The organism is Amycolatopsis sp. cmx-8-4 (assembly GCF_046548675.1).
GTDB lineage: Bacteria > Actinomycetota > Actinomycetes > Mycobacteriales > Pseudonocardiaceae > Amycolatopsis.
The window spans coordinates 83,165-106,430 of sequence record NZ_JAEBDZ010000004.1 but is presented as its reverse complement, the minus strand read 5'-3'; the positions used below and the strand labels follow the sequence as shown (position 1 = coordinate 106,430).

The following is a 23,266-nucleotide window of genomic DNA, read 5'->3' as shown; positions in this document are numbered from 1 at the left end:
GGAAGACTTTTGAACTGACCGGTCAGTTCAAAAGCTAGCCCTCGCCGGGGTGTGGAGCAAGATCACCGGACGCACGTCACACCAGTGGGTGACTCACCGCAGCGCGGCCGCCGGTCGCACCTCCCACGTCGTCCACAGTGGACGATAGCCCTGCCGGTGCCAGAACACCGAGGCCAGCGGGTTGGTCGGGTTGTAGTAGAGGTACGTGCCGGTCGCGCCGCCCGCGTGCAGCTCCCGGTGGACGCGGGCCATCAGCGCCCGGCCGACGCCGCCGCCCCGCTCGCCGGGCGCGGTCACGACGTTGTTCACGTAGCCCCAGCGCCCTGGCGGGAGCAGCTCGGCCGCTGCGCCGCCGGGGGTCGCCTCGACCCACGCGCAGTGCGCCATCGCGCGCACCTCGCCGTCGTCCTCGGCCAGCCAGACCAGCGGTTCTTCGGCGTCGAGGGCCTCGCGCAGGGCGGGCGCCAGCAGGCCGGCGGTGTTCGCGCGGCGGGGCGCGGCGACCAAGCCGGTGTAGTCGAACGTCGCCGTCGCCAGCTCCAGCGCCACGGCGAAGTCGGCGGGCCCGGCCCGGCGGACGGTCGCCGAGGGGTCCGGCGCGGCCGGGGGAGCGGTCCGCACGCCCAGCGCGCCGAGCGGGACCAGGCCGTGGTCGAGGAAGGCGCGGATCGCCTCGGCGTCCCGGCTGGGCCAGACGACGACGCACGCCGAGTCGTCGCCGGTGGCCTCGCTCTCGAGCTGCGCCTTCAGCGCGCGCAAGAGCAGGTCGGCGCCCTCGGTGCCGGTGTCGCCGAGGTAGGGGAACAGCTGCCAGGTGTCGGCGGCCGACCACAGCGTCGCCGCGTCGCCGGGGCCCAGCCGGTGCCGCTGCAGCACGCCGGTGACCTGGGTGCCGTCCGCCGTCGCCGCGTCCAGCCGCAGGCCCTCGGCGGGCGGCGCGGCGGGCGGCAGCAGCGCGTCGACGGCCGCGAAGCGTGCCTTGTGGGCAGCGAGCAGCGGCTCGGCGATGTCCATGGTTCCCCTCTGGTCGTCCGTCAGGACCAGGCCGGTCGCCGGATCCACATCGTCCACAGTGGACGATAACCCTGCCGGTGCCAGAACACCGGGGAGAGCGGGTTCGCCGGGTGGTAGAAGAGAAAGGTACCGCGCACCTCGTACGAGAGCAGGGTGCGATGGGCCGCCGCCATCAGCGCCCGGCCGATGCCGCCGTCGCGCGCCGCGGGCGCCACCGACAGCGTGTCGACGTAGCCCCAGAGCCCCGGGAGCAGCCGGCCGTGGATGCTGTCGCCCGGCGCCGGCGAGGTCAGGGCGCAGGCGGCCATCCCGGCCGGCACGCCCTCGTCCTCGGCCAGCCAGGCCAGGCCGCTGAACCGCTGCGCGCGGACGACCTCCGCGCGCAGCCGGGCCCGCGCGTCCGGCCGCGGCACGGCGGTGCCGACCAGCGACGTGTACCGCCACTCGGCCAGCCGCAGCTCGGTGAGCGCCTCGACGTCGCCGCTGCCGGCCCGCCGGACGCGCACCCGCGCCGGGCCCGGGTCCGGCGGCGGCTCGACGGGCCGGACGGCCAGGCAGGTCATCGGCGCGAAGCCGTGCGCCAGCAGGACGGCGGACGCCTCGTCGTCCCGGCTCGGCCAGGTCAGCATGCAGCCCGAGTCCGGCCCGCTGCCCGACCCGCGCAGCCGCTCGCGCCACGCGCCCAGCAGTGCCGCGAGACCCGCCGCGCCGGTCTCGCCCGGCACCGCGGTCAGCTCGTGGATCTCAACCGGGCCCCATAGCGCGGGCCACGACGCCGGCGCGTGCACGGCGTGCGTCAGCAGGCCGCCCGCCTTCCGGCCGCCCACGGTCACCAGCAGCGGCTCGCTCGTCATGGGCGGGGCCGCGATCGGCGGGAGCTGCGGGTCGAGCGCGGCGAACCGCGCGTTCTGCTGGTCTTCGAGGGACGTCACGAGCGGTGCGTGCGGAAGATCGCGGTGCCCGGGAACAGCCGGCCGCGCAGCGGGCTCCACTGGCCCCACGGCCGGGTGTGCCCCGCCGGCCACTCCGGCTCGACCAGGTCGGTGAGGGTGAACCCGGCGGCGGCCAGCGCGCGCACGTAGTCGCCGAGGGTGTGGTGGTACTCGACGTAGGTGGCGGCGCCGTCGTCGTCGACCTCCACGTAGGGTGTGCGGTCGAAGTACGGCTGGGTGACGGTGAGCCCCTGCGGGCCCGGGTCGTCCGGGAAGATCCACCGCATCGGGTGCGTCACCGAGAACACCCACGGCGCGCCGGGCCGCAGCACCCGGTGGACCTCGGCGAACACCGCATCCACCGACGCCACGAACGGGATCGCGCCGAACGCCGAGCAGGCCGCGTCGAAGCTGCCGGAGGCGAGCGGCAGGTATTCGGCGTTGGCCTGCACGAGCGGCACGGCGACGCCGGTGCGCGCGTTGCCGGCCTGGGCGTGGCGCAGCATGCCGGCGGACAGGTCGGTCGCGACGGCGTCGGCGCCCTGGGCGCGCAGCCAGCGCGCGCACGCGGCCTGGCCGCAGCCGACCTCCAGCACGCGCTTGCCGCGGACGTCGCCGAGCAGCCGCACCTCGTCTTCCCGCACGCCCTCCGGGCACCAGACGAAGTCGGCGTCGCCGAGGAACCCGCCGTGCTCGGCCTGGTAGTCGTCGGCGTCGGCGTCCCACCAGGCGAGGTTCGCGGCCGCGGCCTCCGGCCCGCCGACCTCGCGGTAGGCGACGGCGGTCGTGCCCAGCCGGTGCTCGGCGGCGTCGTGGCGCCCCGGCGCGGCGGGCTCGTTCGGTGGCATGATGGTGTCTCCGGTCCCGGCCGCCGGCGGCTGCCCTGCTGCCTGCTCCACCCGCGTCCTCCAGCCTGCGATGTGCCTTCGCGAGGACCTTAGCGATCGCCGGGGGACCCTGATTGTGCCGCCTGGCGACTGCCGCGTAGGATCAGTGTTAGCGCAGTGGGTTCGCGCTGCCTTCCGCTCAGCTTCGTCTCGGGCTCGGGTCGCGCACCGTTTGCGGGTCATGCCGCGGTCGTTCACTGGTGGACGTTTGCTCGCAGGGTCGTCGCATGCTCCCAACACCCCATCGCGCCGACAACTGCCAACCCTCGATTCCCATCCTCCGGAGCAACCCGCCTAATGACCATCGACACCGTCACCGCCCCGACCGCCCCGAACGCGGCCCCTCAGGTCGCCATCAACGACATCGGGTCGGAGGAAGACTTTCTTGCGGCTATCGACAAGACGATCAAGTACTTCAACGATGGCGACATCGTCGAAGGCACCATCGTCAAGGTCGACCGCGACGAGGTCCTGCTCGACATCGGCTACAAGACCGAGGGCGTCATCCCCTCGCGTGAGCTCTCCATCAAGCACGATGTCGACCCGGCTGAGGTTGTCACCGTCGGCGATGAGGTCGAAGCCCTTGTCCTCCAGAAGGAGGACAAGGAAGGCCGTCTGATCCTGTCCAAGAAGCGCGCGCAGTACGAGCGCGCCTGGGGCACGATCGAGGAGCTCAAGGAGAAGGACGAGCCCGTCAAGGGCACCGTCATCGAGGTCGTCAAGGGCGGCCTCATCCTGGACATCGGCCTGCGCGGCTTCCTGCCCGCGTCGCTGGTCGAGATGCGCCGCGTCCGCGACCTGCAGCCCTACGTGGGCCGCGAGCTCGAGGCGAAGATCATCGAGCTGGACAAGAACCGCAACAACGTGGTCCTGTCCCGCCGCGCCTACCTCGAGCAGACCCAGTCCGAGGTGCGCAGCGAGTTCCTCAACGCGCTCGCCAAGGGCCAGGTCCGCAAGGGCGTCGTGTCGTCCATCGTCAACTTCGGTGCCTTCGTGGACCTGGGTGGCGTCGACGGCCTGGTGCACGTTTCCGAGCTGTCCTGGAAGCACATCGACCACCCGTCCGAGGTCGTCGAGGTCGGCCAGGAGGTCACGGTCGAGGTCCTGGACGTCGACATGGACCGCGAGCGCGTCTCGCTGTCGCTGAAGGCGACCCAGGAAGACCCGTGGCGCCAGTTCGCCCGCACCCACGCGATCGGTCAGATCGTGCCGGGCAAGGTCACCAAGCTGGTTCCGTTCGGTGCGTTCGTGCGCGTCGAAGAGGGCATCGAGGGCCTGGTCCACATCTCCGAGCTGGCCGAGCGCCACGTGGAGATCCCGGAGCAGGTCGTCCAGGTCAACGGCGACGTCATGGTCAAGGTCATCGACATCGACCTCGAGCGCCGTCGCATCTCGCTGTCGCTGAAGCAGGCGAACGAGGGTGTCACGCCGGACACCGAGTTCGACCCGACCCAGTACGGCATGGCCGCCGAGTACGACCCCGAGGGCAACTACATCTACCCCGAGGGCTTCGACCCGGACACCCAGGAGTGGCAGGAAGGCTTCGACAAGCAGCGTGAGGAGTGGGAGCGTCAGTACGCCGAGGCCCACACTCGTTACGAGGCCCACATGAAGCAGGTCGTGAAGGCCGTCGAGGCCGACGCGGAGGCCGCCGCCGACGCGGCGACCGGCATCGAGGGTGGCGCGGAAAGCTACACCTCGTCGGGCTCGACCTCGACCGACACGAAGAGCACTGGTGGCACCCTCGCCTCCGACGAGCAGCTCGCGGCACTCCGCGAGAAGCTCTCCGGTGGTGCGTGAGCACTAGCTCTCTGAGCTGAAACCCCAGCGAACCCCGGTCCGGAAACGGCCCGGGGTTCGCTGCGTTCCGGCCCCACCGTCCCAGCCCCGGGTATCGCGAGTCACGCCCCGAAGCACGCGAGTTCCGGCCCTGATCACGCTGGTCGCGGCCCGAGTACGAGAGTTTCGGCCTGGATCACGTGAGTCCCGACCCTGATCACGCGACTTCCGGCTCTGATCACGCTGGTCGCGGCCTGGATCACGCGAGTTCCGGTCTTGATCACGCGGGTCGCGGCCCTCGGGCGCGGGTGGCGGCTCGAGTACGTGAGTCTCGGCCTCGATCACGCGAGTTCCGGCTCCGGACACGCGAGTTTCGGCCCTGATCACGCGAGTCGCGGCTCGAGTACGTGAGTTTCGGCTCCGATCACCCGAGTTCCGGCCCCGATCACGCGAGTCGCGGCCTGAGTCACGCGGGTCGCGGGTCCGGACACACGAGCCGTCCGCCGGTTCGAGCAGTCTCGCGCCCTCCGCCGGACCGGCCCCGGCCCCGGCCCCGGCCCCGGCCTCGCGCCGGCCGCGGTCGTGAGGTCAGTGGTTGCGCAGGCCCAGGCCGGTCGTCATCGCCGTGACACCGCGGCGGTACACCTCCGCGTTCGCCTCGTCCGTCGGCGGGATGAACCACTCCGGCAGCGCCGTCCGGGAGGCGAGCATCAGCTCCGCGCCGACCAGGCCGTGCATCGTCGTCCAGAGGTGGTACGCCGCCGTCCGGGCGTCCACGTCGGGTGGGCTGATCCGCTGGACCCGGTCGATGAACAGGCCGAACGTCGTGCGCACCACGGCCGAGCGCAACGCCGGGTCGGGGTCGAACCCCGGGATCGGGCGTTCGAACATCAACGCGTAGCGCGCCGGGCTTTCGCGGGCGAAGTGCCGGTACGCCATCGCCAGGTCGAGCAGGTCCGCGAGGCCGTCGGGACCCTCCGGCGGCAGCGCCTCCAGCATCTCGCGCAGCGAGTCGAACGTGCGCTCGTACAGCGCGTCGAGCAGGCCGTCGCGGCCGCCGAAGCGGGCGTACACCGAGATCGTCGACGCGCCGGCGGCCTCGGCCACGCCGCGCACCGTGAGGGCCGTGACGCCGCGGTCGAACAGCACCGACAGTGCGGCGTCGAGGTAGCGCTCGCGGTGTCCCTGTTCGACGGGGCGCATCGAGACGTGCCTGGTGGCCACGGCGCACCCCCTTCGCAGCAGCCGCGCACGACGGCGTTCGGGTTACTCACCCGCAGCCGAAGATACGATATCCGCAGCGTCTTGGGAATGCGCCGGATGTCCGGATGTGCGGCATTCCCGTCCGATGGGCACCGGTCGGGGCACGGCGAACCCTGGCAGCGTCGGAAGCACCGACGAAAGGGCTTCCTGATGACCGACACCATCGCCGACATCACCGTCCCCGACACCGCGCTGGCCCGTGCAGCCGCCGATCTCGTGCGCGACACCGCCGGCCCGCTCCTGTACGACCACTCCTCGCGGGTCTACCTGTTCGGCGCGCTGCAGGGCCGGCGCCGTGGCCTCGGCTTCGACGCCGAACTGCTCTACGTCGCGGCCCTGTTCCACGACCTCGGCCTGGTCGGGCGCCACCGCACCGACCGCCGCTTCGAGCTCGACGGCGCCGACGAAGCCCGGCGCTTCCTGCTCGGCCACGGCGTCGACGCGGAGCGGGCCCGGATCGCCTGGACGGCCATCGCGCTGCACACCACCCCCGGCATCCCCGAGCACATGGAGCCGGAGATCGCGCTGGTCACCGCGGGCGTCGAGTACGACGTCCTCGGCATCGGCTACCACGACCTGCCCGCGCGGGATCGCGCCGCGATCGTCGCCGCGCACCCGCGGCCGGACTTCAAGCGCCGCATCCTCGCCGCGTTCACCGACGGCATCCGTGACCGGCCCGACACGGCGTTCGGGAACGTCAAAGCCGATGTGCTGGCCCGGTTCGTGCCAGGCTTCGAGCGGCAGGACTTCGTCACCACGATCTTGGACTCACCCTGGGAGGACCGAACCGGATGGAGCATCCCGAACCCGGCACGGTCGTCGTCACCGCGACCGGCGACGGCACCTACACGCAGCAGGTCACCACGGCGGGGCACACGCTGCTGGCCGACGAGCCGGTGTCCGTCGGCGGGGCCGACGCCGGCCCGAACCCGTACGAGCTGCTGCTCGCGTCGCTGGGGTCGTGCACCGCGATCACGCTGCGGATGTACGCCGACCGCAAGGGCATCCCGCTGGAGGCCGCGACGATCCGGCTGCGGCACGAGCGGATCCACGCCGAGGACTGCGAGAAGTGCGAGACCGAGCACGGGATGCTCAGCCGCATCACCCGCGAGATCGAGCTGGCCGGCGACCTCGACGACGATCAGCGCGCCAAGCTCATGCTGATCGCCGACAAGTGCCCGGTGCACCGGACGCTGTCGTCGGAGATCGTGATCGAGACGCGCGAAACGGGCCGCTGAGCAGGGCCCGTCAGGCGGCCTGCGCCGTGACCGGCCGCACGGTGGCGACGCCGACGGCGGGGACCCAGATGCGTTCGAGCGCGGCCGCGCGGGCCTTGCGGCGGAGCCCGGCGAAGCTGTGCTTCGCCGGGACCAGCAGGGTGCTCAGCCACGTCCGCCGGTAGTCCTCCAGGGCCGTCGCCACGGAGTGGTGAACCAGGCAGTGCACCAGCCCCGGCGAGCCGAGCCGGTGCCTCCCGACGTGCTTGCTGTCCGCCATCGTTCCTCCGTGTGGGCGACCCTCGTCGCGGCGCACGGTACGCATCTGCACCGATGAAGGTGAGCAAGAAACGCGGCGTGTCCACATTTCGGTTGAGTCACGCGTCACGATCGGCTTGCGGATCACCCGTCCGTGTGTGCTGCCCACCGCGCAGAGCGTGCGCTGCGGCGGGTGCCGGCAGGTCACCTGCACCCGGCGGCCGCCGGGGGAGCGTGACTAGGGTGATCGGCATGTTGCGTGTGGGGTTGACGGGTGGGATCGGGGCCGGCAAGTCGACCGTGGCGAACCGGCTCGCCGAACACGGTGCCGTGCTGGTGGACTCCGACAAGATCGCCCGCGAGGTCGTCGAGCCCGGCACCGAGGGGCTCGCCCGGCTCGTCGAGGAGTTCGGCCCGGAGATCCTGGCCGCCGACGGTTCGCTCGACCGGCCGGTGCTCGCCGCCAAGGCGTTCGCCGACGACGAGTCGCGCCGCCGGCTCAACGCGATCGTGCACCCGCTGGTCGGGGCCCGCACCGGCGAGCTGATGGCCGCCGCCGCGCCGGACGCGATCGTCGTGCACGACATCCCGCTGCTGGCCGAGGGCGGGCTCGCGACGGCGTACCACCTGGTCGTCGTGGTCGACGCGCCCGTCGAGGTGCGGGTCCGGCGGCTGGTGTCGGCGCGCGGGATGACCGAGCCCGACGCCCGCGCGCGGATCCGGGCGCAGGCGAGCGACGAGCAGCGCCGCGCCGTCGCCGACGTCTGGCTGGACAACGGCGGTGCCGAGGACGCGGTGCTCGCCGACGTCGACGCGCTGTGGGCGGACCGGCTGGTGCCGTTCGAGGCGAACGTCCGGCTGCGCCGGCCGCGGCCCCCGGTGTCGCCGAAGATCGCCGGGTACGACCTCACCTGGCCGCAGCAGGCCGAGCGGGTGCTCGCCCGCGTCCGCGCCGCGAGCGGCGAGCTGGCCCGGCGCGCCGACCACATCGGGTCCACCGCGGTGCCGGACCTGCCGGCCAAGGACGTCCTCGACCTGCAGCTGACGGTGTCCACTTTGGACGACGCCGACAAGCTCGCCGAGCTGCTCTCCGACGCCGGTTTCCCGCGCCTGGCCGGGGAGTGGGCCGACGACGCCCAGGACGGCGACGGCACCTGGCCGAAGCGGCTGCACGTCGGCGCCGACCCGAAACGGCCGGTGAACCTGCACGTCCGGTCCGTCGAGACGCCCGCGTGGCGGCTCGCGCTGCTGTTCCGCGACTTCGTGCGCGCGCACCCGGACGAGCGGGACGACTACCGCGACGTGAAGCTGCGGCTGGCCGACGCGCACGCCGCCGACGGCAACGTCGCCGCCTACGCCGACGAGAAGCAGGACTGGGTCAACGGCGCGTTCGTCCGGGCCGAGAAGTGGGCCGAGACGACCGGCTGGACGCCCTAGGACCCGAGCAGCCCGCGTTCGAACGCGACGGCGACGGCGGCCGCGCGGTCCTTCACCCCGAGCTTCGCGTAGACGTGGATCAGGTGAGTCTTGACCGTCGCCTCGCTGATGAACAGCTTCTTCGCCGTCTCCTTGTTCGACGAGCCGCGCGCGACCAGCGTCAGCACCTCGAGTTCGCGCTGTGACAACGGTTCCCGCGCGGGCCGGCGCATCCGCCCCATCAGCCGGCCGGCGACGGCGGGGGAGAGCACGGCCTGCCCGCGGGCCGCCGCCCGGACCGCGCGGAACAGCTCCTCGCGCGGCGCGTCCTTCAGCAGGTAGCCGGTCGCGCCCGCCTCGATCGCCGGCAGGACGTCCGAGTCGGTGTCGTACGTCGTGAGCACCAGGATCCGCGCCGGGTTCCCCAGCCGCGCGAGCTCGCTGATCGCCGTGACGCCGTCGGTGCCCGGCATCCGCAGGTCCATCAGCACGACGGCGGGCCGCAGCCGCTCGGCCAGGGTGACGGCTTCGGCGCCGTCGGCCGCCTCGCCGAGCACCTCGAACCCCTCCTCGCCGTGGGCGGGCTCCGCGGACAGGATGCCGCGCAGGCCGTCCAGGACGATCGGGTGGTCGTCGGCGATCAGCACGGTGATCGTCATGCGGGAGCCTCCGGGAGCAGCGGGACGGCAGGCAGGGCGACGGAGATCGCGGTCCCGGCGCCGGGCTCGGACTCGACGTGGAGCGTACCGGCCGAGCCGCCGCGCCCGGCGGCGCGCGCACCCCGATGGCCACGGTCTGCACGATGGTGATGATGATCCAGATGCCCGGTCCGTCGGTCGGCGCGTGTAGCGGCCCGCCGTTGCCGAGTGTGTTGATCAGCAGCGACGTCGAACGAGACGTCGTCGGCCGCGATCTTCTCCCGTACCGCTCGTGGAGGTGCTCGACCTGGATGACGGCAGCTCAGTGGCGGCGCCAGGTCAGGGCGATGTCCTTCGTGGCCAGCCAGGCGGCGAGGTCGTAGCCGTGCGAGGCCAGGCCCTCGATGGCCGCGTAGGTGGTCTCCAGCGCGGCCTCGGCTTCATCCGCCGTGACGAGGCCCGCGGTGCGGGCTTCCAACAGCTCGTCGGTGTCGATGGTGCGCAGGGAGAGCTTGTCCTTCAGCACGATGTCGACGTAGAGGTCGGTGGCGATCCAGCGGGGGCCGTCGCGGTTCACACGGACGATGTCCAGGTAGAAGTCCTGGTCACGCTCGTGGCCGGGGGAGAACCAGAAGTCGGTGACGCGCAGGCCGAGCTCCGGCAGCAGCCACGACTCGAGGTAGTGGAACTGGGCACGGCCCGGCGCCGGGCGGGCGAGGTACAGGCCGAACGGCTCCTCGCGGAACTCCTCGACCTCCCGGCTGATGCCCTTCGGGTCGATGTTCGTGCGCGCTGCCGGGTCGAAGATTTCGACCTTGGGCGGGTGCAGTCCCGTCATGGCCCCATCCTGCCCGCAACCGAGCGGAACCCGGTCACGAATCGCGAACGGCGGCGGTGCGAGCCACACGTTCGGGCTAAGGTGCGCCGACGACCGGGGGAACCGAGGGGACTGGGGATGTTCGGGATCATCAGGCCGTGCCGGCACCGGCTGTCCGATTCGTTGCACGCGGACTGGGTCGCGCACCTGTGCGGGCTCTGTCTCACGCTGCGCGACGAGCACGGCCAGCTCGCGCGCGTCGTCACCAACTACGACGGGCTGATCATCTCGGTCCTGGTCGAAGCCCAGACGCCGCGCGCGGACGGGCGGCGCGACGCGGGTCCGTGCCCGCTGCGCGGCATGCGCTCGACGTCGGTGGCCCGCGGCGAAGGCGCCCAGCTGGCCGCGGCGGTGTCGCTGGTGCTGGCGGCGGCGAAGGTCGGCGACCACGTCGAGGACCGCGACGGCGCGTTCGGCAGGCGCCCGGTGGCGGCGGCCGCCCGCCGCGTCGCGTCCCGCTGGGCGAAGCAGGGCAGCCGCACGGGCGGCCGCGTCGGGTTCGACACGACGGTGCTGACCGAGGCCGTCGACCGCCAGGGCGAGCTGGAGCGGGCGATGCGCCCGGGCGACTCGGCGCTGCTGGCGACCGAGCCCGCGGAACTGGCCACGTCGGCGGCGTTCGCCCGCACGGCGGAGCTGGCCGGACGGCCGGGCAACGTGGCGCCCCTGGCCGAGGCGGGCCGCCTGTTCGGCCGCGCGGCACACCTGCTGGACGCGGTCGAGGACCAGGCGGCGGACGCGGCGGCGGGGGCGTGGAACCCGTTGCTGGCCACCGGAACGGACCTCGTGGAGGCCCGCCGGCTGTGCGACGACGCGGTGCTGGGCGTCGAGCTGGCGTTGCGGGAGGCGGAGTTCGCACAACCGGCGCTGGTGCACGCGCTGCTGGTGCACGAGCTGCGCCAGGCGGTCCGCCGCGCCTTCGGCCACGGCTCGGCGCACGACCACAGCGGTGGTCACGCGCACGGGCACGGCAACGGCAACGGCGGTGCCGCGGACGGTGGCGATTCGTCCGGTCCCGGCGGGCGGGGCCTGCTGCTCACCGACGGCCGCGACCTTTGGTCGGGCGGTGACGCCGGGCAGCAACCGCCGCCGGGCTGGATCGGGCCCGGGCCGCGTCCTCAGCAGCATCCGCACCAGCCGCCGTCGCCTGGTGGTCCGCAGTGGGGAGGTGGTCCGAGCGGTCCCGGCCGGCCAGGACACCCAGGTGGCCCGGGTTGGCCGGGAAACCCCGGCGGCCCAGGTGGTCCTGCCGGACCCGGCGGTCCCTGGGGTCCGGGCGGACCCGGTGGCCCGGGCGGAGCCAACGGCCCAGGCGGTCCGGGCGGCCCAGGCGGCCCCGGCGGCCCGGGTGGACCTGGCGGCCCTGGAGGTCCCGGCGGGCCGGACGGTCCCGACGGCCCGGAACCCGAGCCGCTCGACGGCAAGGGCGGCGGCCTCTGGGTCCCGAAGTTCGTCGTGCCCCCGAAGAAGCGCAACTTCTTCTTCGGCTGCGCCGTAGCCTCCTACATGTGCTGTACCTGCCAGTTCTGCTGCCGCGATCCCTATCCCGGGCCGTGGAGCGGGAAACCGGCGGCGACCGGCGACTGCGGTGGCTGTGACTGCGATTGTGACTGCTGCGACTGCTGTTCCTGTTGTGACTGCAACTGCTGAGGGGAACCGTGATGACCGAGCCGATGGACCAGCTGCACGACCGCGGCCGCGCCACCTTCGCGGCGCTGGTCGAGGGCGGCGAAGCCCGGCTCGGCGCCCTGTTCGCCACCGTCCCGGCGCTCGGTGAGCTGGCCGTCGGCACGGTCTACGGCCACCTCCACGAGCGCCCGGCCCTCGACGCCCGCACGCGCGAAGCCGCCACCCTCGCCGCGATCATCGCGGCGGGGATGGTCGGGCCGCCGCTGAGCGTGCACCTCCGCACCGGCCTGGCGGCCGGGCTGTCGCCGGCCGAGGTGGGCGAGATCGTGGTCCAGACGGCCGCGTTCGCCGGCTTCCCCCGCGCGGTTTCCGCGGCCGACCAGCTGAACCGGCTCTTCGAAGGCCACGGCCTGCCGATCCCGCCGCCGCCGTCGGCCCGCGAGGTCGTCCTGGGGTACCTGGAAGCGCCGGGCGCCGAGGTCGCCGAGGTGCTCGCGGAGTTCCCGCGCACCGAGGTCCAGGCGACCGGCCCCGACCGGGTGCTGGTCTCGTGCTTCAGCCCCGGGCCCGCGCCGGGCGCCGTCGTGCACTGCGTGGTGGCGGGCGGCGAAGTGGCTTTCGCGACGGTGTTCCGACCCCGCTGACCAGGACCGACGGAAATTGTCGGTGCCGAGGCTTACTCTGGTCGACGTGTCTTTCGCAACCGAACACCCCGTGCTGGCGCAGTCCGACTTCCGGCCCGTCTCGGAGATCCCCCGGGAAGGCGGCCGGTTCGAGGTCGTCAGCGACTACCAGCCCGCCGGTGACCAGCCGGCGGCCATCGACGAGCTCGAACGGCGCGTCAACGCCGGCGAGAAGGACGTCGTGCTCCTGGGCGCCACCGGTACCGGCAAGTCGGCGACGACAGCGTGGCTGATCGAGCGCGTGCAACGGCCGGCACTGGTGATGGCGCCGAACAAGACCCTCGCCGCGCAGCTGGCGAACGAGCTGCGCGAGCTGTTCCCGCACAACGCGGTCGAGTACTTCGTCAGCTACTACGACTACTACCAGCCCGAGGCGTACATCGCGCAGACGGACACCTACATCGAGAAGGACTCGTCGATCAACGACGACGTCGAGCGGCTGCGGCACTCGGCGACGATGAACCTGCTGTCCCGGCGGGACGTCATCGTGGTCGCGAGCGTGTCCTGCATCTACGGCCTGGGCACCCCGCAGTCCTACCTCGACCGGTCCTCGAAGCTGAAGATCGGCGAGCGGCTCGACCGGGACGTCTTCCTGCGCGCGCTGGTCGACGTGCAGTACACGCGCAACGACATCGCGTTCGCGCGCGGCACGTTCCGCGCGCGCGGCGACACGGTCGAGATCATCCCGGCGTACGAGGAGCTCGCGATCCGCGTCGAGTTCTTCGGCGACGAGATCGAGAAGCTGTACTACCTGCACCCGCTGACCGGCGACATCGTCAAGGAGGTCGACGAGGTCCGGATCTTCCCCGCGACGCACTACGTCGCCGGCCCGGAACGCATGGAGAAGGCGATCAAGGGCATCGAGCAGGAGCTCGAGGATCGCCTGGCGGAGCTGGAGAAGCAGGGCAAGCTGCTGGAAGCGCAGCGGCTGCGGATGCGCACGTCCTACGACATCGAGATGATGCGGCAGGTCGGGTTCTGCTCCGGCATCGAGAACTACTCGCGGCACATCGACGGCCGCGGCGCGGGCACCGCGCCGGCGACGCTGATCGACTACTTCCCGGAAGACTTCCTGCTGGTCATCGACGAGTCGCACCAGACCGTCCCGCAGATCGGCGGGATGTACGAAGGCGACATGTCCCGCAAGCGCAACCTGGTCGAGTACGGCTTCCGGCTGCCGAGCGCCGTCGACAACCGGCCGCTGACCTGGGAGGAGTTCTCCGACCGGATCGGGCAGACGGTGTACCTGTCGGCGACGCCGGGGCCGTTCGAGATGGGCCAGGCGGGCGGCGAGTTCGTCGAGCAGGTGATCCGGCCGACCGGCCTGGTCGACCCGAAGGTGGTCGTGAAGCCCACCGAGGGCCAGATCGACGACCTGGTGCACGAGATCCGGGAGCGCGCGGAGAAGGACGAGCGCGTCCTGGTCACCACGCTGACGAAGAAGATGTCCGAGGACCTCACGGACTACCTGCTGGAGCTGGGCATCCGGGTGCGGTACCTGCACTCCGAGGTGGACACGCTGCGCCGGGTGGAGCTGCTGCGGCAGCTGCGCGCGGGCGACTTCGACGTGCTGGTCGGCATCAACCTGCTGCGGGAGGGCCTCGACCTGCCGGAGGTGTCGCTGGTGGCGATCCTCGACGCGGACAAGGAAGGCTTCCTGCGCAGCGGGACGTCGCTGATCCAGACGATCGGCCGCGCGGCGCGCAACGTGTCGGGCGAAGTGCACATGTACGCCGACAAGATCACCGACTCCATGCGGCACGCGATCGACGAGACCGACCGCCGCCGCGAGAAGCAGGTCGCCTACAACGTGGAGCGCGGCGTCGACCCGCAGCCGCTGCGGAAGAAGATCGCCGACATCCTCGACCGGGTCTACAGCGAGGCGGAGGACACCGAGCAGGTCTCGGTCGGCGGCTCGGGCCGCAACTCCTCGCGCGGCAAGAAGCCGGAACAGGGCGACCGGGTGCGCAGCTCCGGGATGCTGGTGGACAAGGACGTCTCGGCGATGCCGCGGGCCCAGCTCGCGGACCTGATCCAGCAGATGACCGACCAGATGATGCAGGCGGCCCGTGACCTGCAGTTCGAGCTGGCGGCCCGCCTGCGCGACGAGGTCCAGGACCTGAAGAAGGAGCTGCGTGGCATGGACGCCGCCGGCATCAAGTAGCCGGACACGACACCAGCAGGGGGCGGTTGTCGCATGGGGCGAACAGTGATCGCTCGATCGAGTATTACACCCCAGTTGGTACGCTTCCACCATGGCGATGAACATCAAGGACCCGGAGGCCGAGCGTTTGGCCGCCGAGGTCGCCGCACTGACGGGTGACACCAAGACCGGTGCCGTCCGCGAAGCCCTGCGACTGCGCCGTGACCAGCTCATGGCGCGGGACAACACCGAACTGCGGCTGAAGCGGATGCGGCGAGTACTGGAAGAGGAGATCTGGCCGTTGATCCCGCCCGAGGAGCTCGGGAAGCCGATCCCGAAGGACGAGTGGGAAGAGATTCTCGGGTTCGGGCCGGGTGGCGTGTGATCATCGACAGCTCGGCCATTGTGGCGATCCTGCGCCAGGAACCGGATCACGAACGACTCGAGGAGCGCCTCGCGGAGGCGGACTCGGCCAGGATCGGCGCGCCGACCCTCGTCGAGGTCGGCATCGTGCTCACCACGAGGCTCGGCGCGCGGGGCCAGCTGGTGCTCGCCAGGTTCCTCCAGGACAACCACATCGCGACCGCACCCTTCACCGATGAACACGCGGAGGTGGCGATCGAAGCGTTCAAGCAGTACGGGAAGGGACATCACCCGGCCAAGCTGAACATGGGCGACTGCTACAGCTATGCCACCGCCAAGATCGCTCGGGAACCGTTGCTCTGCATCGGCGATGACTTCCCGCAGACCGATCTCGAGCTGGTGAAGCTCGGGTCGTGAACATCGAAGCCGTGGTCGCGTACTGCCTGGGGTTGCCGGGCGCCGAGGAGACCTACCCGTTCGGTGACCACGTGCTCGTCGCGAAGGTCGGCGGCAAGGGGTTCGCCTTCATCGGCCAGGAGGAGCCCGGCAGTGTCGCCGTCAAATGCGGGGCCACCAGGGAAGAAGCGGCCGAACTGCGTGAGCGCCATCCCGACGCCGTGTCCGTGATGGACTACCTCGGCCGGTACGGCTGGAACCGCGTCCGGCTCGGCGCCGGGGTGTCCGACGCCGAGCTGGAAGAACTCCTCGACGCCTCCTACGAGGCCATCGTGAAGAAACTGCCCCGCGCCAAGCGGCCCTGACTCAGTCCGGCACCGGCGCGTCCTCGTCCGCCTGCAGCATCCCGAAGATGTTGCCCTCGGTGTCCTTGCAGTACGCCAGCCACCCGACACCCGGGACGGGCTGCTTCGCGAGCGCAAGCGTCCCGCCCGCCCGTGCCACTTCGCCGAGGGTGTGGTCGACGTCGGCGACGTCGATCGTGTTCACGAAACCGTGTACCGGCCCCGAATCCGCGGGCGGCGGGCCCTGCCGCGGCACCAGGCCGCCGTCGATGCCCTCGCCGTCGCCGGTGGTGATCATCCAGTACGGGACCTCGCCCCAGCGTTCGAACTTCCAGCCGAACACCGCGGTGTAGAACGCCACCGCGCGCTCGGGGTCGGCCGCGTGGATCTCGAAGTGGATCGGACGAGGCATGCTCGCCTCCTCAGGCCGGGCCGGCAGGTGCCGCGAGACTACGCCTGCCGGCCCGGTTTCGGGAGGTCGTTCAGGGAGGTCAGAGCCGCGGGTGCCCCGACAGGGTGAGATCGGCGTCGAACTCCGGGAAGCCGGCCGGCGCGCTCCGGGCGCTCAAGGCCGACGCGGCCGGGGGCAGCCCGGCCCAGCGCCGGACCGTCGCGGTCGCCGCGGCGGCGTCGGCCGCGGGCAGCTGGGCGATCCTCGAGCCGTGGTTGCCGCCCGGGACGTAGTAGCGGTACGAGTCCCGGCTGCCGAAGCCGAGTTCGAACGGCTCGGCGCCCCACGGGTCGTTCGAGCCGTAGACGAACAGCAGCCGCGTGCCGCGCGACTTCACCCAGAAGTCGACGTCCGGCATGGCCAGGTAGTCGAACCGGGGCAGGCGGACCGAGCTCGGCACGAACGTCTTCGGCTGGTCGGCGCCCGGGTAGCGCAACAGGTCGCGCAGGTAGCCGTCGTACGCCTCGGGCGCGCCCAGCTGGACCGCGGCCTGGTAGTAGTACGGGATGTAGGGCGAGAGGTCCTGGTCGGAGTAGGTGTTGAGGCTCTCCACCTTCTCGTACCAGGCGTAGACGTCGGCCGCGGGCGCGCCGGGCTTCGGCACCGTCGCGCAGTCCGCCTGCGTCTGGTACTGCCAGAACGCGAAGTACGAGTCGATCACCGAGATCTCGAGGGACTTGTCGGCCGAGCCGACGATCGAGAACGTCAGCCCCCGCTTCGCCGCGTCCACCGCGGCGATCGCACCGAGCTCGTCACGCCGTTTCAGCGCGTCGCGCTGGATGGCCTTGAGTGCGTCGCGGCAGCCGGGGTCGTTGCCGACGCGCGAAAGGAACCTGTTGTAGACGTCGATCGGGTCGATGACGTCGTTGGGCGCGACGTAGGGGACCGTGCCGTCGACGTCGTCGGGGAAGAAGCGCCGGAAGTACGTCGCGGTCATGCCGCCCTTGCTGCCGCCGGTGGCCAGCCACTTGCCCGGGTAGATCGCCTTGAACGCCTGGACCGCGCGGTGCTCGTCGGCGGCGGCCTGCCAGATCGTCAGCTGCTGCGCCCAGTTCTCCGGCTGTGGCCGTGACGGCGTGAAGTAGCGGTACTCCATCGAAAGCTGGTTGCCGTTCACGATCTGCGTCGGCTCCGACCGGTTCGGCGCGGTGCTGACGTTGTAGCCGCTGGTGAAGGCGACCGTCGGGGCGGCGATGTCGCGGTGCAGCAAGGTGAACCGCTGCTGGAACGTGCCCGCGCCGGGGTGGCGGTGGTCGGCGGGCTGGGTGAAGGTCAGCTCGAAGAACCGGAACCCCGCCGGCGCCGGGTCCTCCTTGACGATGGTCAGGCCGGGGATGCCCCGCAGGGCCGCTTCGATGTCGGTCGCCGCGTCGGCCGACGGCGCGAGGCCCGCCAGAGCGGCCAGTGCCAGCACGGCCGCCGAACAGGCGGTGAACAGTCTGCGCATGAAGCACCTTCCCCGGCTTCGGACCACTGCGTGGGACCCTCACAGAACCGGCCGGGGTGGGCAATCGGCTGACCGGGCGCACCCTTCGCCGGAAACCGACTTTCGGCGGGTACCGCGGCTCCCGGGTGGCGTCCTCGCCGCTGCGCAGTCGCGCGCATTGTGCAAGTTGTCCGGGTGATCGGCGCCACGTTACCGTCCGGATCCAGAAGGCACCGGCATCGAGCGAGGGGTCCGCCATGAAGGTTTCCGACTGCCCGACCACCCAGGTCGAGGTCCGCATCGAGGCGTCGCCGGCCGAGGTCTGGCACTGGCTGCTGGACGTCGACCTGCCGGCCCGCTTCTCCACCGAGTTCCAGGGCGGCGGCTGGGTCGAAGGCAGCGCGCCCGGCCTCGGCGCCCAGTTCCGCGGCCGCAACTCCCACCCGGTCGCGGGGGAGTGGGAGACGGTCTCGACCATCACCGGTTTCGAGCCCGGACGGCTGTTCGCGTGGGCCGTGATGGACGTGGCCGACCCGGCCGCGTCGTGGAAGTTCCAGCTGGTCCCGGACGGCGAGGGCACCATCCTGCGCCAGTGGGCCCAGATCGGCCCGGGCCCGTCCAACCTGACGACCATCATCGGCTCGATGCCCGAGCACGAAGAAGAGATCGTCGCGATGCGCCTGGGCGAGCTGCACGACAACATGCAGCGGACGGTCGAGGGCATCAAGTCCCTCGCCGAGTCCGGCGTCCGCGCGGTCTAAGCGCGGCTGTCCAGCACCTTGTCCACGTAGGACTTGACGGCGCCGAGCGCCTCGGGCGCCCGCCACATCCGCTCGATCCGCGGGTCGTCGGCGTGGCGGTACTCCGCGATCCGCTCGTGGTAGGGCTGCCGGATCTGGGCCTTGGTGTGTGCGAACGGCTCGGCGGGCAGGTCGCCGAGCCGGGTCGCGATCGCGACGGCCCGCTCGAGGACCTCCTCCGGCGGCGCGAGCTCGTCGGCCAGGCCGCGGGTCAGCGCGTCCTCGCCGCCGACGGTCGCGCCCGAGTAGGTCAGCGACGGCAGCGGTGTCGTGCCGTACGCGCAGCGGAGGATCTCCAGCGCGGCGAGCGGGAACGGCAGCCCGACGAGCAGCTCGGTGACGCCGATCCGGCCGGGTCCGGTGGTGAGCACGCGGTGGTCGCACGCCGCGGCGAGGACCGCGCCGCCGGCGATCGCGTGGCCGTTGAGCGCCGCGACGACCGGACGCGGGAAGCCGAACACCGCCAGCAGCGCGTCCGACAGCAGCGGCAGGAACTCGGACACGTACGCGGCGCCACCGTCGCTGATGCGCTTGAGGTCGGCGCCGGCGGAGAAGATGCCGCCGGTACCGGTCAGCACCACCGCGCGGGCCGCGCCGGCTTCTTCCAGCCGCAGCACGAGGTCCCAGCAGGAATCGGTGTCGAGGGTGTTGCCCTTGCCGTGGTCGATCCGGAGCACGGCGACGTCGGACTGGCTCTCCAGGGTGATCGGCACGGCCCGACCGTACCGCGCCGGGACGGCCCCGGCCGAGCGGAAACCGCCCGGCCGGGCCGCCTCAGCTGGTGATGTCCTTCGTGGCGAACCGGCGGCCCGCGTAGAGGAAGAACACCGCGCCGTAGATCGTCGCCGACAGCAGGCCGCTGGCCAGGTTCGTCCAGTCGACGTCGGTGGAGATCAGGTCCATCCAGGAGAACCCGTAGTGTGTCGGCAGGTAGTTGCGCAGGCCTTCCAGCGCCGTGATCTGGTCGAGGATCTGCGACAGGATCGCCACCAGCACCGCGCCGCCGACCGCGCCGAGCGGGGCGTCGGTCGTCACGCTCAGTGCGAGCGCGAGCCCGGCCACCCAGGCCAGCTGCAGGATGATGTACACAGTGGACAGTGCGATGGCGAGCAGGCTGTCGCCGAAGGACACCGCGTCGCCGGTCGGGCTGATCGCGTCGCCCGCGCCGTACCAGATGACGCCGACCCCGAGCGAGACCAGCGGCAGCAGGATCAGCGCCGCCGCCGACAGCAGCCCGGACACGATCGCCTTCTGGCGCAGCACCCGGTGCCGCGGCACCGGGATCGCCAGCAGGTACTTCAGGCTCGACCAGGACGCCTCGCTCGCGATGGTGTCGCCGAAGAACAACGCGACGATCATCGGCAGCAGGAACGTGCCCGACACGAACAGCGCCAGCACCACGAAGTTCGGCGCGCTGGCCGTGGCCAGGTCGACGAACCCGCCGCTGCGCCGGTTCGGGTTCGACTGCCCCGCCTCGAACGCGATCACCAGGATGAACGGCAGGATCGCGACGAACCCGAGCAGCAGCTGCGTCCGCCGCCGCTTGAGCTGACGCCGCAGCTCGACGCCGAGCCCCAGCGTCCGCCGCGCGGAGTAGCCCGCGACGGCGCCGTCCGGCCCGACCCCGGCGTGTTCGCTCGAGGCGAGGTCGCTCAGCTCGTCCAGCGCGTGCGGGTCCGTGTGGACCCCTGAGTTGGAGCTGTTCACGACTGGTCTCCCACCAGTTGCAGGAACGCGTCTTCCAGCCGGCGCCGCGGCCCGGCCTGCTCCACGGCGACCCCGGCGCGGACCAGGGCCGCGACCGCTTCGGCGCGCGGCAGCCCGTCGAGGTCGGCGTGCACCAGGTCGCCTTCGACGTCGACCGAGCCGACCCCGGCGATCGCCTTCAGCGCCGCGGCGGCCGCGGCCGGGTCGTCGACCCGGAACGTCGCCTCGCCGCCGGCCGCGGCCAGCTCGCCGACCTCACCCGAGGCGACCAGCGCGCCGCGGTGCATGACCACGACGTGCGTGCAGGTCTGCTCGACCTCGGCCAGCAGGTGGCTGGACACCACCACGGTGCGCCCGGTCACGGCGTAGCGCTGCAGCACCTCGCGCATCTGGTGGATCTGGGGCGGGTCGAGCCCGTTGGTCGGCTCGTCGAGCACCATGAGCTCCGGCAGGCCGAGCATCGCCTGGGCGATCGCCAGCCGCTGCCGCATGCCCTGGCTGTAGGTCCGCACCCGGCGGTCGACGGCGGTGCCGAGCCCGGCGATCTCCAGCGCCTCGCCGAAGTGCGCCTTCTCCGCAGGCCGCCCGGTGCTCGCCCAGTACAACCGGAGGTTCTCACGGCCGGACAGGTGCGGCAGGAAGCCGGATCCCTCGACGAACGAGCCGATGCGCGAGAGCACCGGCGCGCCGGCGGTGATCTTGTGGCCGAACACGCGGATGCTGCCTTCGGTGGGCGTGATCAGGCCCATCAGCATCCGCAGCGTGGTGGTCTTGCCCGCGCCGTTCGGCCCGAGCAAGCCCAGCACCTGGCCCGGCTCGACGCGGAACGACAGGTCGTTCACGGCGACGAACCCACCCGCGTACGTCTTGCGCAGGCCTTCGATGACCAGCGGCGTGGTGGCCAGCTCCGGGTCGACGTCGGTCGCCCGGCGCCGGCGCAGCGCCGCGAACAGCACGGCGGCGAGGGCGATCGCCAGGGTGACGGCGATGCCGACGATCTGCCCGACCGGGGCCGGGGTGCCGACCGACGTCCCGGGCACGACCGGCAGGGCCAGCGCGGTGCCGCCGCCGGCGAGCGCGACGCGGAACACCGCGGGCGCGGCCGGGGCGGCGAACGCCTGGTCGGTGGTGCCGACGACCAGGCGCAGCGAGTGCCCGCCCTCGATCGGCCGGACGATGCCCGGCAGCGTCACGGTGACCTCGACCGGGTTGCCGTTGGCGGGCAGCCCGCTCACCCGGAACGGGGCGATCGCGTTGGCCGGCAGCACCCGCGAGCCGTCCTGGCCGACGTCGTAGAGCTTCGCGAACAGCACGGCTTCCGGCTGCGGTTGCGCCGGGTCCGCGGCGACCTGCAGCCGCACGGTGGCGGCGCCGCTGACGACGATCTGCCCGTCGACCGGCGCGGTGGTGAACTGCGCGGCCTGGCCGGGCGGGTCGTTGCTGAACAGCGCGCCGAGCCGCGACGTGCTGCTCGCGAGGCCGTTGAGCCCGGGGATCCCGCTCACCGCCGAGGGGTTCGCCCCGGCCGGGCGCACGACCGGCTGGACCGGGCCGGACATCGGCAGCAGCCGCCGCTCGGTGGCCGGGCCGGTCAGGCCGGGGTAGGCGGCGGCGTTGACCGTGCGCACCGACGGCGTTCCGTTGGCGCGCAACGTGCCCTGGACGTCGTAGCTGAACCCGGTGCCGGGGTCGCCGCCGGTGACGGCGGTCCAGAGGAAGTCGCCGATCTTCCCGCGCAGCTGCGGCCCGGGCTTCCCGCCGTCGTGGCCGCCGGTGTACCAGACGGTCTTGACCTTGCCGCCCGCCGCGGTGATCTGCCGGGCGGTCGCGTCGGCCTGGTCGAGGCCGAACAGGGTGTCGCTCTCGCCCTGCACCAGCATCGTCGGCACGGTGATCCTGCTCGTCACGGACACCGGGGAGACGCGGCGCAGCAGGTCGAGGCTCGCCTGGCTCGACGCGCCGGTGGTGCCCAGCTCGGTGTAGGCCTTGCAGACGGCGGCCGTGAACCGGCCGCACGGGTCGGCCGACCCGGCGCGGGGCCCGCCCCCGCCCGAAGGCGCAGCCGGGACGGCGGCTGTGGCCCCGGCGGCGCCGGTCGCCCCCGCGTCGGTCGCCTGCCCGGCTTCGGGCGCGTCGGCCGACGGCGCACCGCTCGAGGCGGGACCGGAGCCGGCGGAGAAGAAGATGCCGGCCCAGCTCTTCTTGAACACGCCGTCGGTCGCGAACGCCCCGGCGGCCGGGGTGCCCGCCGCCGGTGCCTTCGGGGCGGCGGCGTTCGGGACGAGGGCCTGCCCGAGGTCGTTGTAGGTGATCACCGGCGCGATCGCGTCGACGCGCTTGTCCGTGCCGGCCAGCAGCAGCGACAGCGCGCCGCCGTAGGACGCGCCGGTGACGGCGATCTTCGGGTCGCCGTTGGGGTCGGTCGTCACCTGGTGCTGCGCGACGAGCCGGTCGATCAGCCGGCTCGCGTCGGCGACTTCGCCGTCCGGGTCGTTCAGCCCGATCTTGCCGGTGCTCTTGCCGAACCCGCGCGCGGACCACGTCATCACGACGAAGCCCTTGCGGGCGAGTTCGCGGGCGTCGTCGGCGACGCTGGTCTTGTCGCCGCCGAAGCCGTGCGCGAGCAGCACCGCGGGCGCGGGCACGGTGGCGGGCAGGTAGGTGGTCGTGTCGATCTTGACCTGGTCGGCCGAACCCGGCGCGGCGGGCATGTCGATCAGCGCGTCCTGGGTGGGCACCGCGGGCGGGGCCGTGTCGCGCGTCGCCCAGAGGACGGTCGCGGCGGCCAGGACCACCACGACGGCGCCGAGCGCGGTGAGGCGGCCGCGGCGGGAGCGCGGGAGCGGGAGTCGGGGCACGGGGTGACCGTATGTGAAGTTTCCTGAGAGTGCCCTCCGCAACTCACGTCGATCACACGCTGATCACATGCTCGGGACCACCTGGTGGACCGAAGTGACCGGAATTACAGGACCAACCTGGTGACGTGCGCGATTCCGGCTGGCGCTCGGGCGGGGAGAACCGGCAAACTGGACGCGCTGTGAGG

General features: G+C 72.2%; 22 protein-coding genes and 1 pseudogene. 11 read left to right on the top strand and 12 right to left on the bottom strand.

Annotated features, from left to right (window positions below; translation table 11 throughout):
* Positions 1-93: 93 nt before the first annotated feature.
* The 3 genes from ACLJQZ_RS09435 to ACLJQZ_RS09425 are packed head-to-tail and all read right to left on the bottom strand — an operon-like array spanning position 94 to position 2,794.
* The gene (locus tag ACLJQZ_RS09435) at positions 94-1,014 is read right to left on the bottom strand and encodes a GNAT family N-acetyltransferase (RefSeq protein ID WP_410619997.1); all 921 of its coding nucleotides are present in this window, start codon (positions 1,012-1,014) and stop codon (positions 94-96) included.
* 20 nt (positions 1,015-1,034) lie between these two features.
* The gene (locus ACLJQZ_RS09430; protein ID WP_410619647.1) at positions 1,035-1,946 is read right to left on the bottom strand and encodes a GNAT family N-acetyltransferase; all 912 of its coding nucleotides are present in this window, start codon (positions 1,944-1,946) and stop codon (positions 1,035-1,037) included.
* The gene (locus tag ACLJQZ_RS09425) at positions 1,943-2,794 is read right to left on the bottom strand and encodes a class I SAM-dependent methyltransferase (protein WP_410619996.1); all 852 of its coding nucleotides are present in this window, start codon (positions 2,792-2,794) and stop codon (positions 1,943-1,945) included. The genes ACLJQZ_RS09430 and ACLJQZ_RS09425 overlap by 4 nt, the downstream gene beginning before the upstream one ends.
* Before the next feature lie 336 nt (positions 2,795-3,130).
* On the opposite strand from ACLJQZ_RS09425, the gene rpsA reads away from it, so the two are divergent.
* Entirely contained in the window at positions 3,131-4,633 is a 1,503-nt protein-coding gene (gene rpsA / locus ACLJQZ_RS09420) for a 30S ribosomal protein S1 (protein ID WP_410619646.1), read from the top strand.
* 567 nt (positions 4,634-5,200) lie between these two features.
* Here rpsA and ACLJQZ_RS09415 read toward each other — a convergent pair.
* Positions 5,201-5,815, bottom strand: coding sequence for a TetR/AcrR family transcriptional regulator (locus ACLJQZ_RS09415; protein WP_410619995.1), 615 nt, complete (start codon positions 5,813-5,815; stop codon positions 5,201-5,203).
* Positions 5,816-5,923: 108 nt separating this feature from the next.
* Between ACLJQZ_RS09415 and ACLJQZ_RS09410 the strand changes: the two are divergent.
* Positions 5,924-6,319: pseudogene (locus tag ACLJQZ_RS09410) on the top strand (HD domain-containing protein); the annotation flags it as partial.
* A gap of 347 nt (positions 6,320-6,666) precedes the next feature.
* Complete coding sequence (locus tag ACLJQZ_RS09405; protein ID WP_410619645.1) at positions 6,667-7,113, top strand: OsmC family protein; 447 nt, start codon at positions 6,667-6,669, stop codon at positions 7,111-7,113.
* 10 nt (positions 7,114-7,123) lie between these two features.
* Here the strand turns inward: ACLJQZ_RS09405 and ACLJQZ_RS09400 are convergent, their stop codons facing one another.
* On the bottom strand, positions 7,124-7,372 hold the full coding sequence (locus ACLJQZ_RS09400) for a hypothetical protein (protein WP_247054187.1): 249 nt from the start codon (positions 7,370-7,372) through the stop codon (positions 7,124-7,126).
* Between the two features lie 230 nt (positions 7,373-7,602).
* On the opposite strand from ACLJQZ_RS09400, the gene coaE reads away from it, so the two are divergent.
* Positions 7,603-8,787 carry a dephospho-CoA kinase gene (coaE, locus tag ACLJQZ_RS09395; RefSeq protein WP_410619644.1) on the top strand — a complete coding sequence of 395 codons (1,185 nt, stop codon included), beginning with the start codon at positions 7,603-7,605 and terminating at the stop codon, positions 8,785-8,787.
* On the opposite strand, the gene ACLJQZ_RS09390 is transcribed toward coaE, so the two are convergent.
* Complete coding sequence (locus ACLJQZ_RS09390) at positions 8,784-9,425, bottom strand: response regulator (RefSeq protein ID WP_410619643.1); 642 nt, start codon at positions 9,423-9,425, stop codon at positions 8,784-8,786. The genes coaE and ACLJQZ_RS09390 overlap by 4 nt on opposite strands.
* Before the next feature lie 301 nt (positions 9,426-9,726).
* Positions 9,727-10,242: a DUF402 domain-containing protein gene (locus ACLJQZ_RS09385; RefSeq protein WP_410619642.1), complete on the bottom strand. Its 516-nt coding sequence runs from the start codon at positions 10,240-10,242 to the stop codon at positions 9,727-9,729.
* Between the two features lie 117 nt (positions 10,243-10,359).
* Here ACLJQZ_RS09385 and ACLJQZ_RS09380 point away from each other — a divergent pair, with 117 nt between their 5' ends.
* The 6 genes from ACLJQZ_RS09380 to ACLJQZ_RS09355 all read left to right on the top strand — a co-directional run bounded on the left by ACLJQZ_RS09380 (position 10,360) and on the right by ACLJQZ_RS09355 (position 15,860).
* Complete coding sequence (locus tag ACLJQZ_RS09380) at positions 10,360-11,931, top strand: DUF5685 family protein (RefSeq protein ID WP_410619641.1); 1,572 nt, start codon at positions 10,360-10,362, stop codon at positions 11,929-11,931.
* Between the two features lie 11 nt (positions 11,932-11,942).
* Positions 11,943-12,554 (top strand): carboxymuconolactone decarboxylase family protein, encoded by a 612-nt coding sequence (locus ACLJQZ_RS09375; RefSeq protein WP_410619640.1) that lies wholly within the window; start codon positions 11,943-11,945, stop codon positions 12,552-12,554.
* Between the two features lie 46 nt (positions 12,555-12,600).
* Positions 12,601-14,757, top strand: coding sequence for an excinuclease ABC subunit UvrB (gene uvrB, locus ACLJQZ_RS09370; protein WP_410619639.1), 2,157 nt, complete (start codon positions 12,601-12,603; stop codon positions 14,755-14,757).
* A 91-nt stretch (positions 14,758-14,848) separates the two neighbouring features.
* Complete coding sequence (locus ACLJQZ_RS09365; protein WP_326951232.1) at positions 14,849-15,121, top strand: type II toxin-antitoxin system VapB family antitoxin; 273 nt, start codon at positions 14,849-14,851, stop codon at positions 15,119-15,121.
* Positions 15,118-15,516 carry a type II toxin-antitoxin system VapC family toxin gene (locus ACLJQZ_RS09360; protein ID WP_410619638.1) on the top strand — a complete coding sequence of 133 codons (399 nt, stop codon included), beginning with the start codon at positions 15,118-15,120 and terminating at the stop codon, positions 15,514-15,516. Before ACLJQZ_RS09365 ends, ACLJQZ_RS09360 begins: the two co-directional genes overlap by 4 nt.
* Positions 15,513-15,860 (top strand): MmcQ/YjbR family DNA-binding protein, encoded by a 348-nt coding sequence (locus ACLJQZ_RS09355; RefSeq protein ID WP_410619637.1) that lies wholly within the window; start codon positions 15,513-15,515, stop codon positions 15,858-15,860. Before ACLJQZ_RS09360 ends, ACLJQZ_RS09355 begins: the two co-directional genes overlap by 4 nt.
* 1 nt (position 15,861) lies before the next feature.
* Here the strand turns inward: ACLJQZ_RS09355 and ACLJQZ_RS09350 are convergent, their stop codons facing one another.
* Together ACLJQZ_RS09350 and ACLJQZ_RS09345 are read right to left on the bottom strand one after the other, a co-directional pair.
* Positions 15,862-16,251 (bottom strand): VOC family protein, encoded by a 390-nt coding sequence (locus ACLJQZ_RS09350; RefSeq protein ID WP_410619636.1) that lies wholly within the window; start codon positions 16,249-16,251, stop codon positions 15,862-15,864.
* A 79-nt stretch (positions 16,252-16,330) separates the two neighbouring features.
* Positions 16,331-17,737 (bottom strand): S28 family serine protease, encoded by a 1,407-nt coding sequence (locus ACLJQZ_RS09345; protein ID WP_410619635.1) that lies wholly within the window; start codon positions 17,735-17,737, stop codon positions 16,331-16,333.
* A 236-nt stretch (positions 17,738-17,973) separates the two neighbouring features.
* Here ACLJQZ_RS09345 and ACLJQZ_RS09340 point away from each other — a divergent pair, with 236 nt between their 5' ends.
* Positions 17,974-18,477 carry an SRPBCC family protein gene (locus ACLJQZ_RS09340; RefSeq protein ID WP_328647188.1) on the top strand — a complete coding sequence of 168 codons (504 nt, stop codon included), beginning with the start codon at positions 17,974-17,976 and terminating at the stop codon, positions 18,475-18,477.
* Here ACLJQZ_RS09340 and ACLJQZ_RS09335 read toward each other — a convergent pair.
* The 3 genes from ACLJQZ_RS09335 to ACLJQZ_RS09325 form a co-directional block, all read right to left on the bottom strand.
* Positions 18,474-19,229, bottom strand: a complete 756-nt coding sequence (locus ACLJQZ_RS09335; protein WP_410619634.1) for an enoyl-CoA hydratase/isomerase family protein — start codon at positions 19,227-19,229, stop codon at positions 18,474-18,476. The genes ACLJQZ_RS09340 and ACLJQZ_RS09335 overlap by 4 nt on opposite strands.
* A 61-nt stretch (positions 19,230-19,290) precedes the next feature.
* Positions 19,291-20,223 carry an ABC transporter permease gene (locus tag ACLJQZ_RS09330; protein WP_326951227.1) on the bottom strand — a complete coding sequence of 311 codons (933 nt, stop codon included), beginning with the start codon at positions 20,221-20,223 and terminating at the stop codon, positions 19,291-19,293.
* Positions 20,220-23,081, bottom strand: a complete 2,862-nt coding sequence (locus ACLJQZ_RS09325; RefSeq protein WP_410619633.1) for an alpha/beta fold hydrolase — start codon at positions 23,079-23,081, stop codon at positions 20,220-20,222. Before ACLJQZ_RS09325 ends, ACLJQZ_RS09330 begins: the two co-directional genes overlap by 4 nt.
* Positions 23,082-23,266 lie beyond the last annotated feature (185 nt).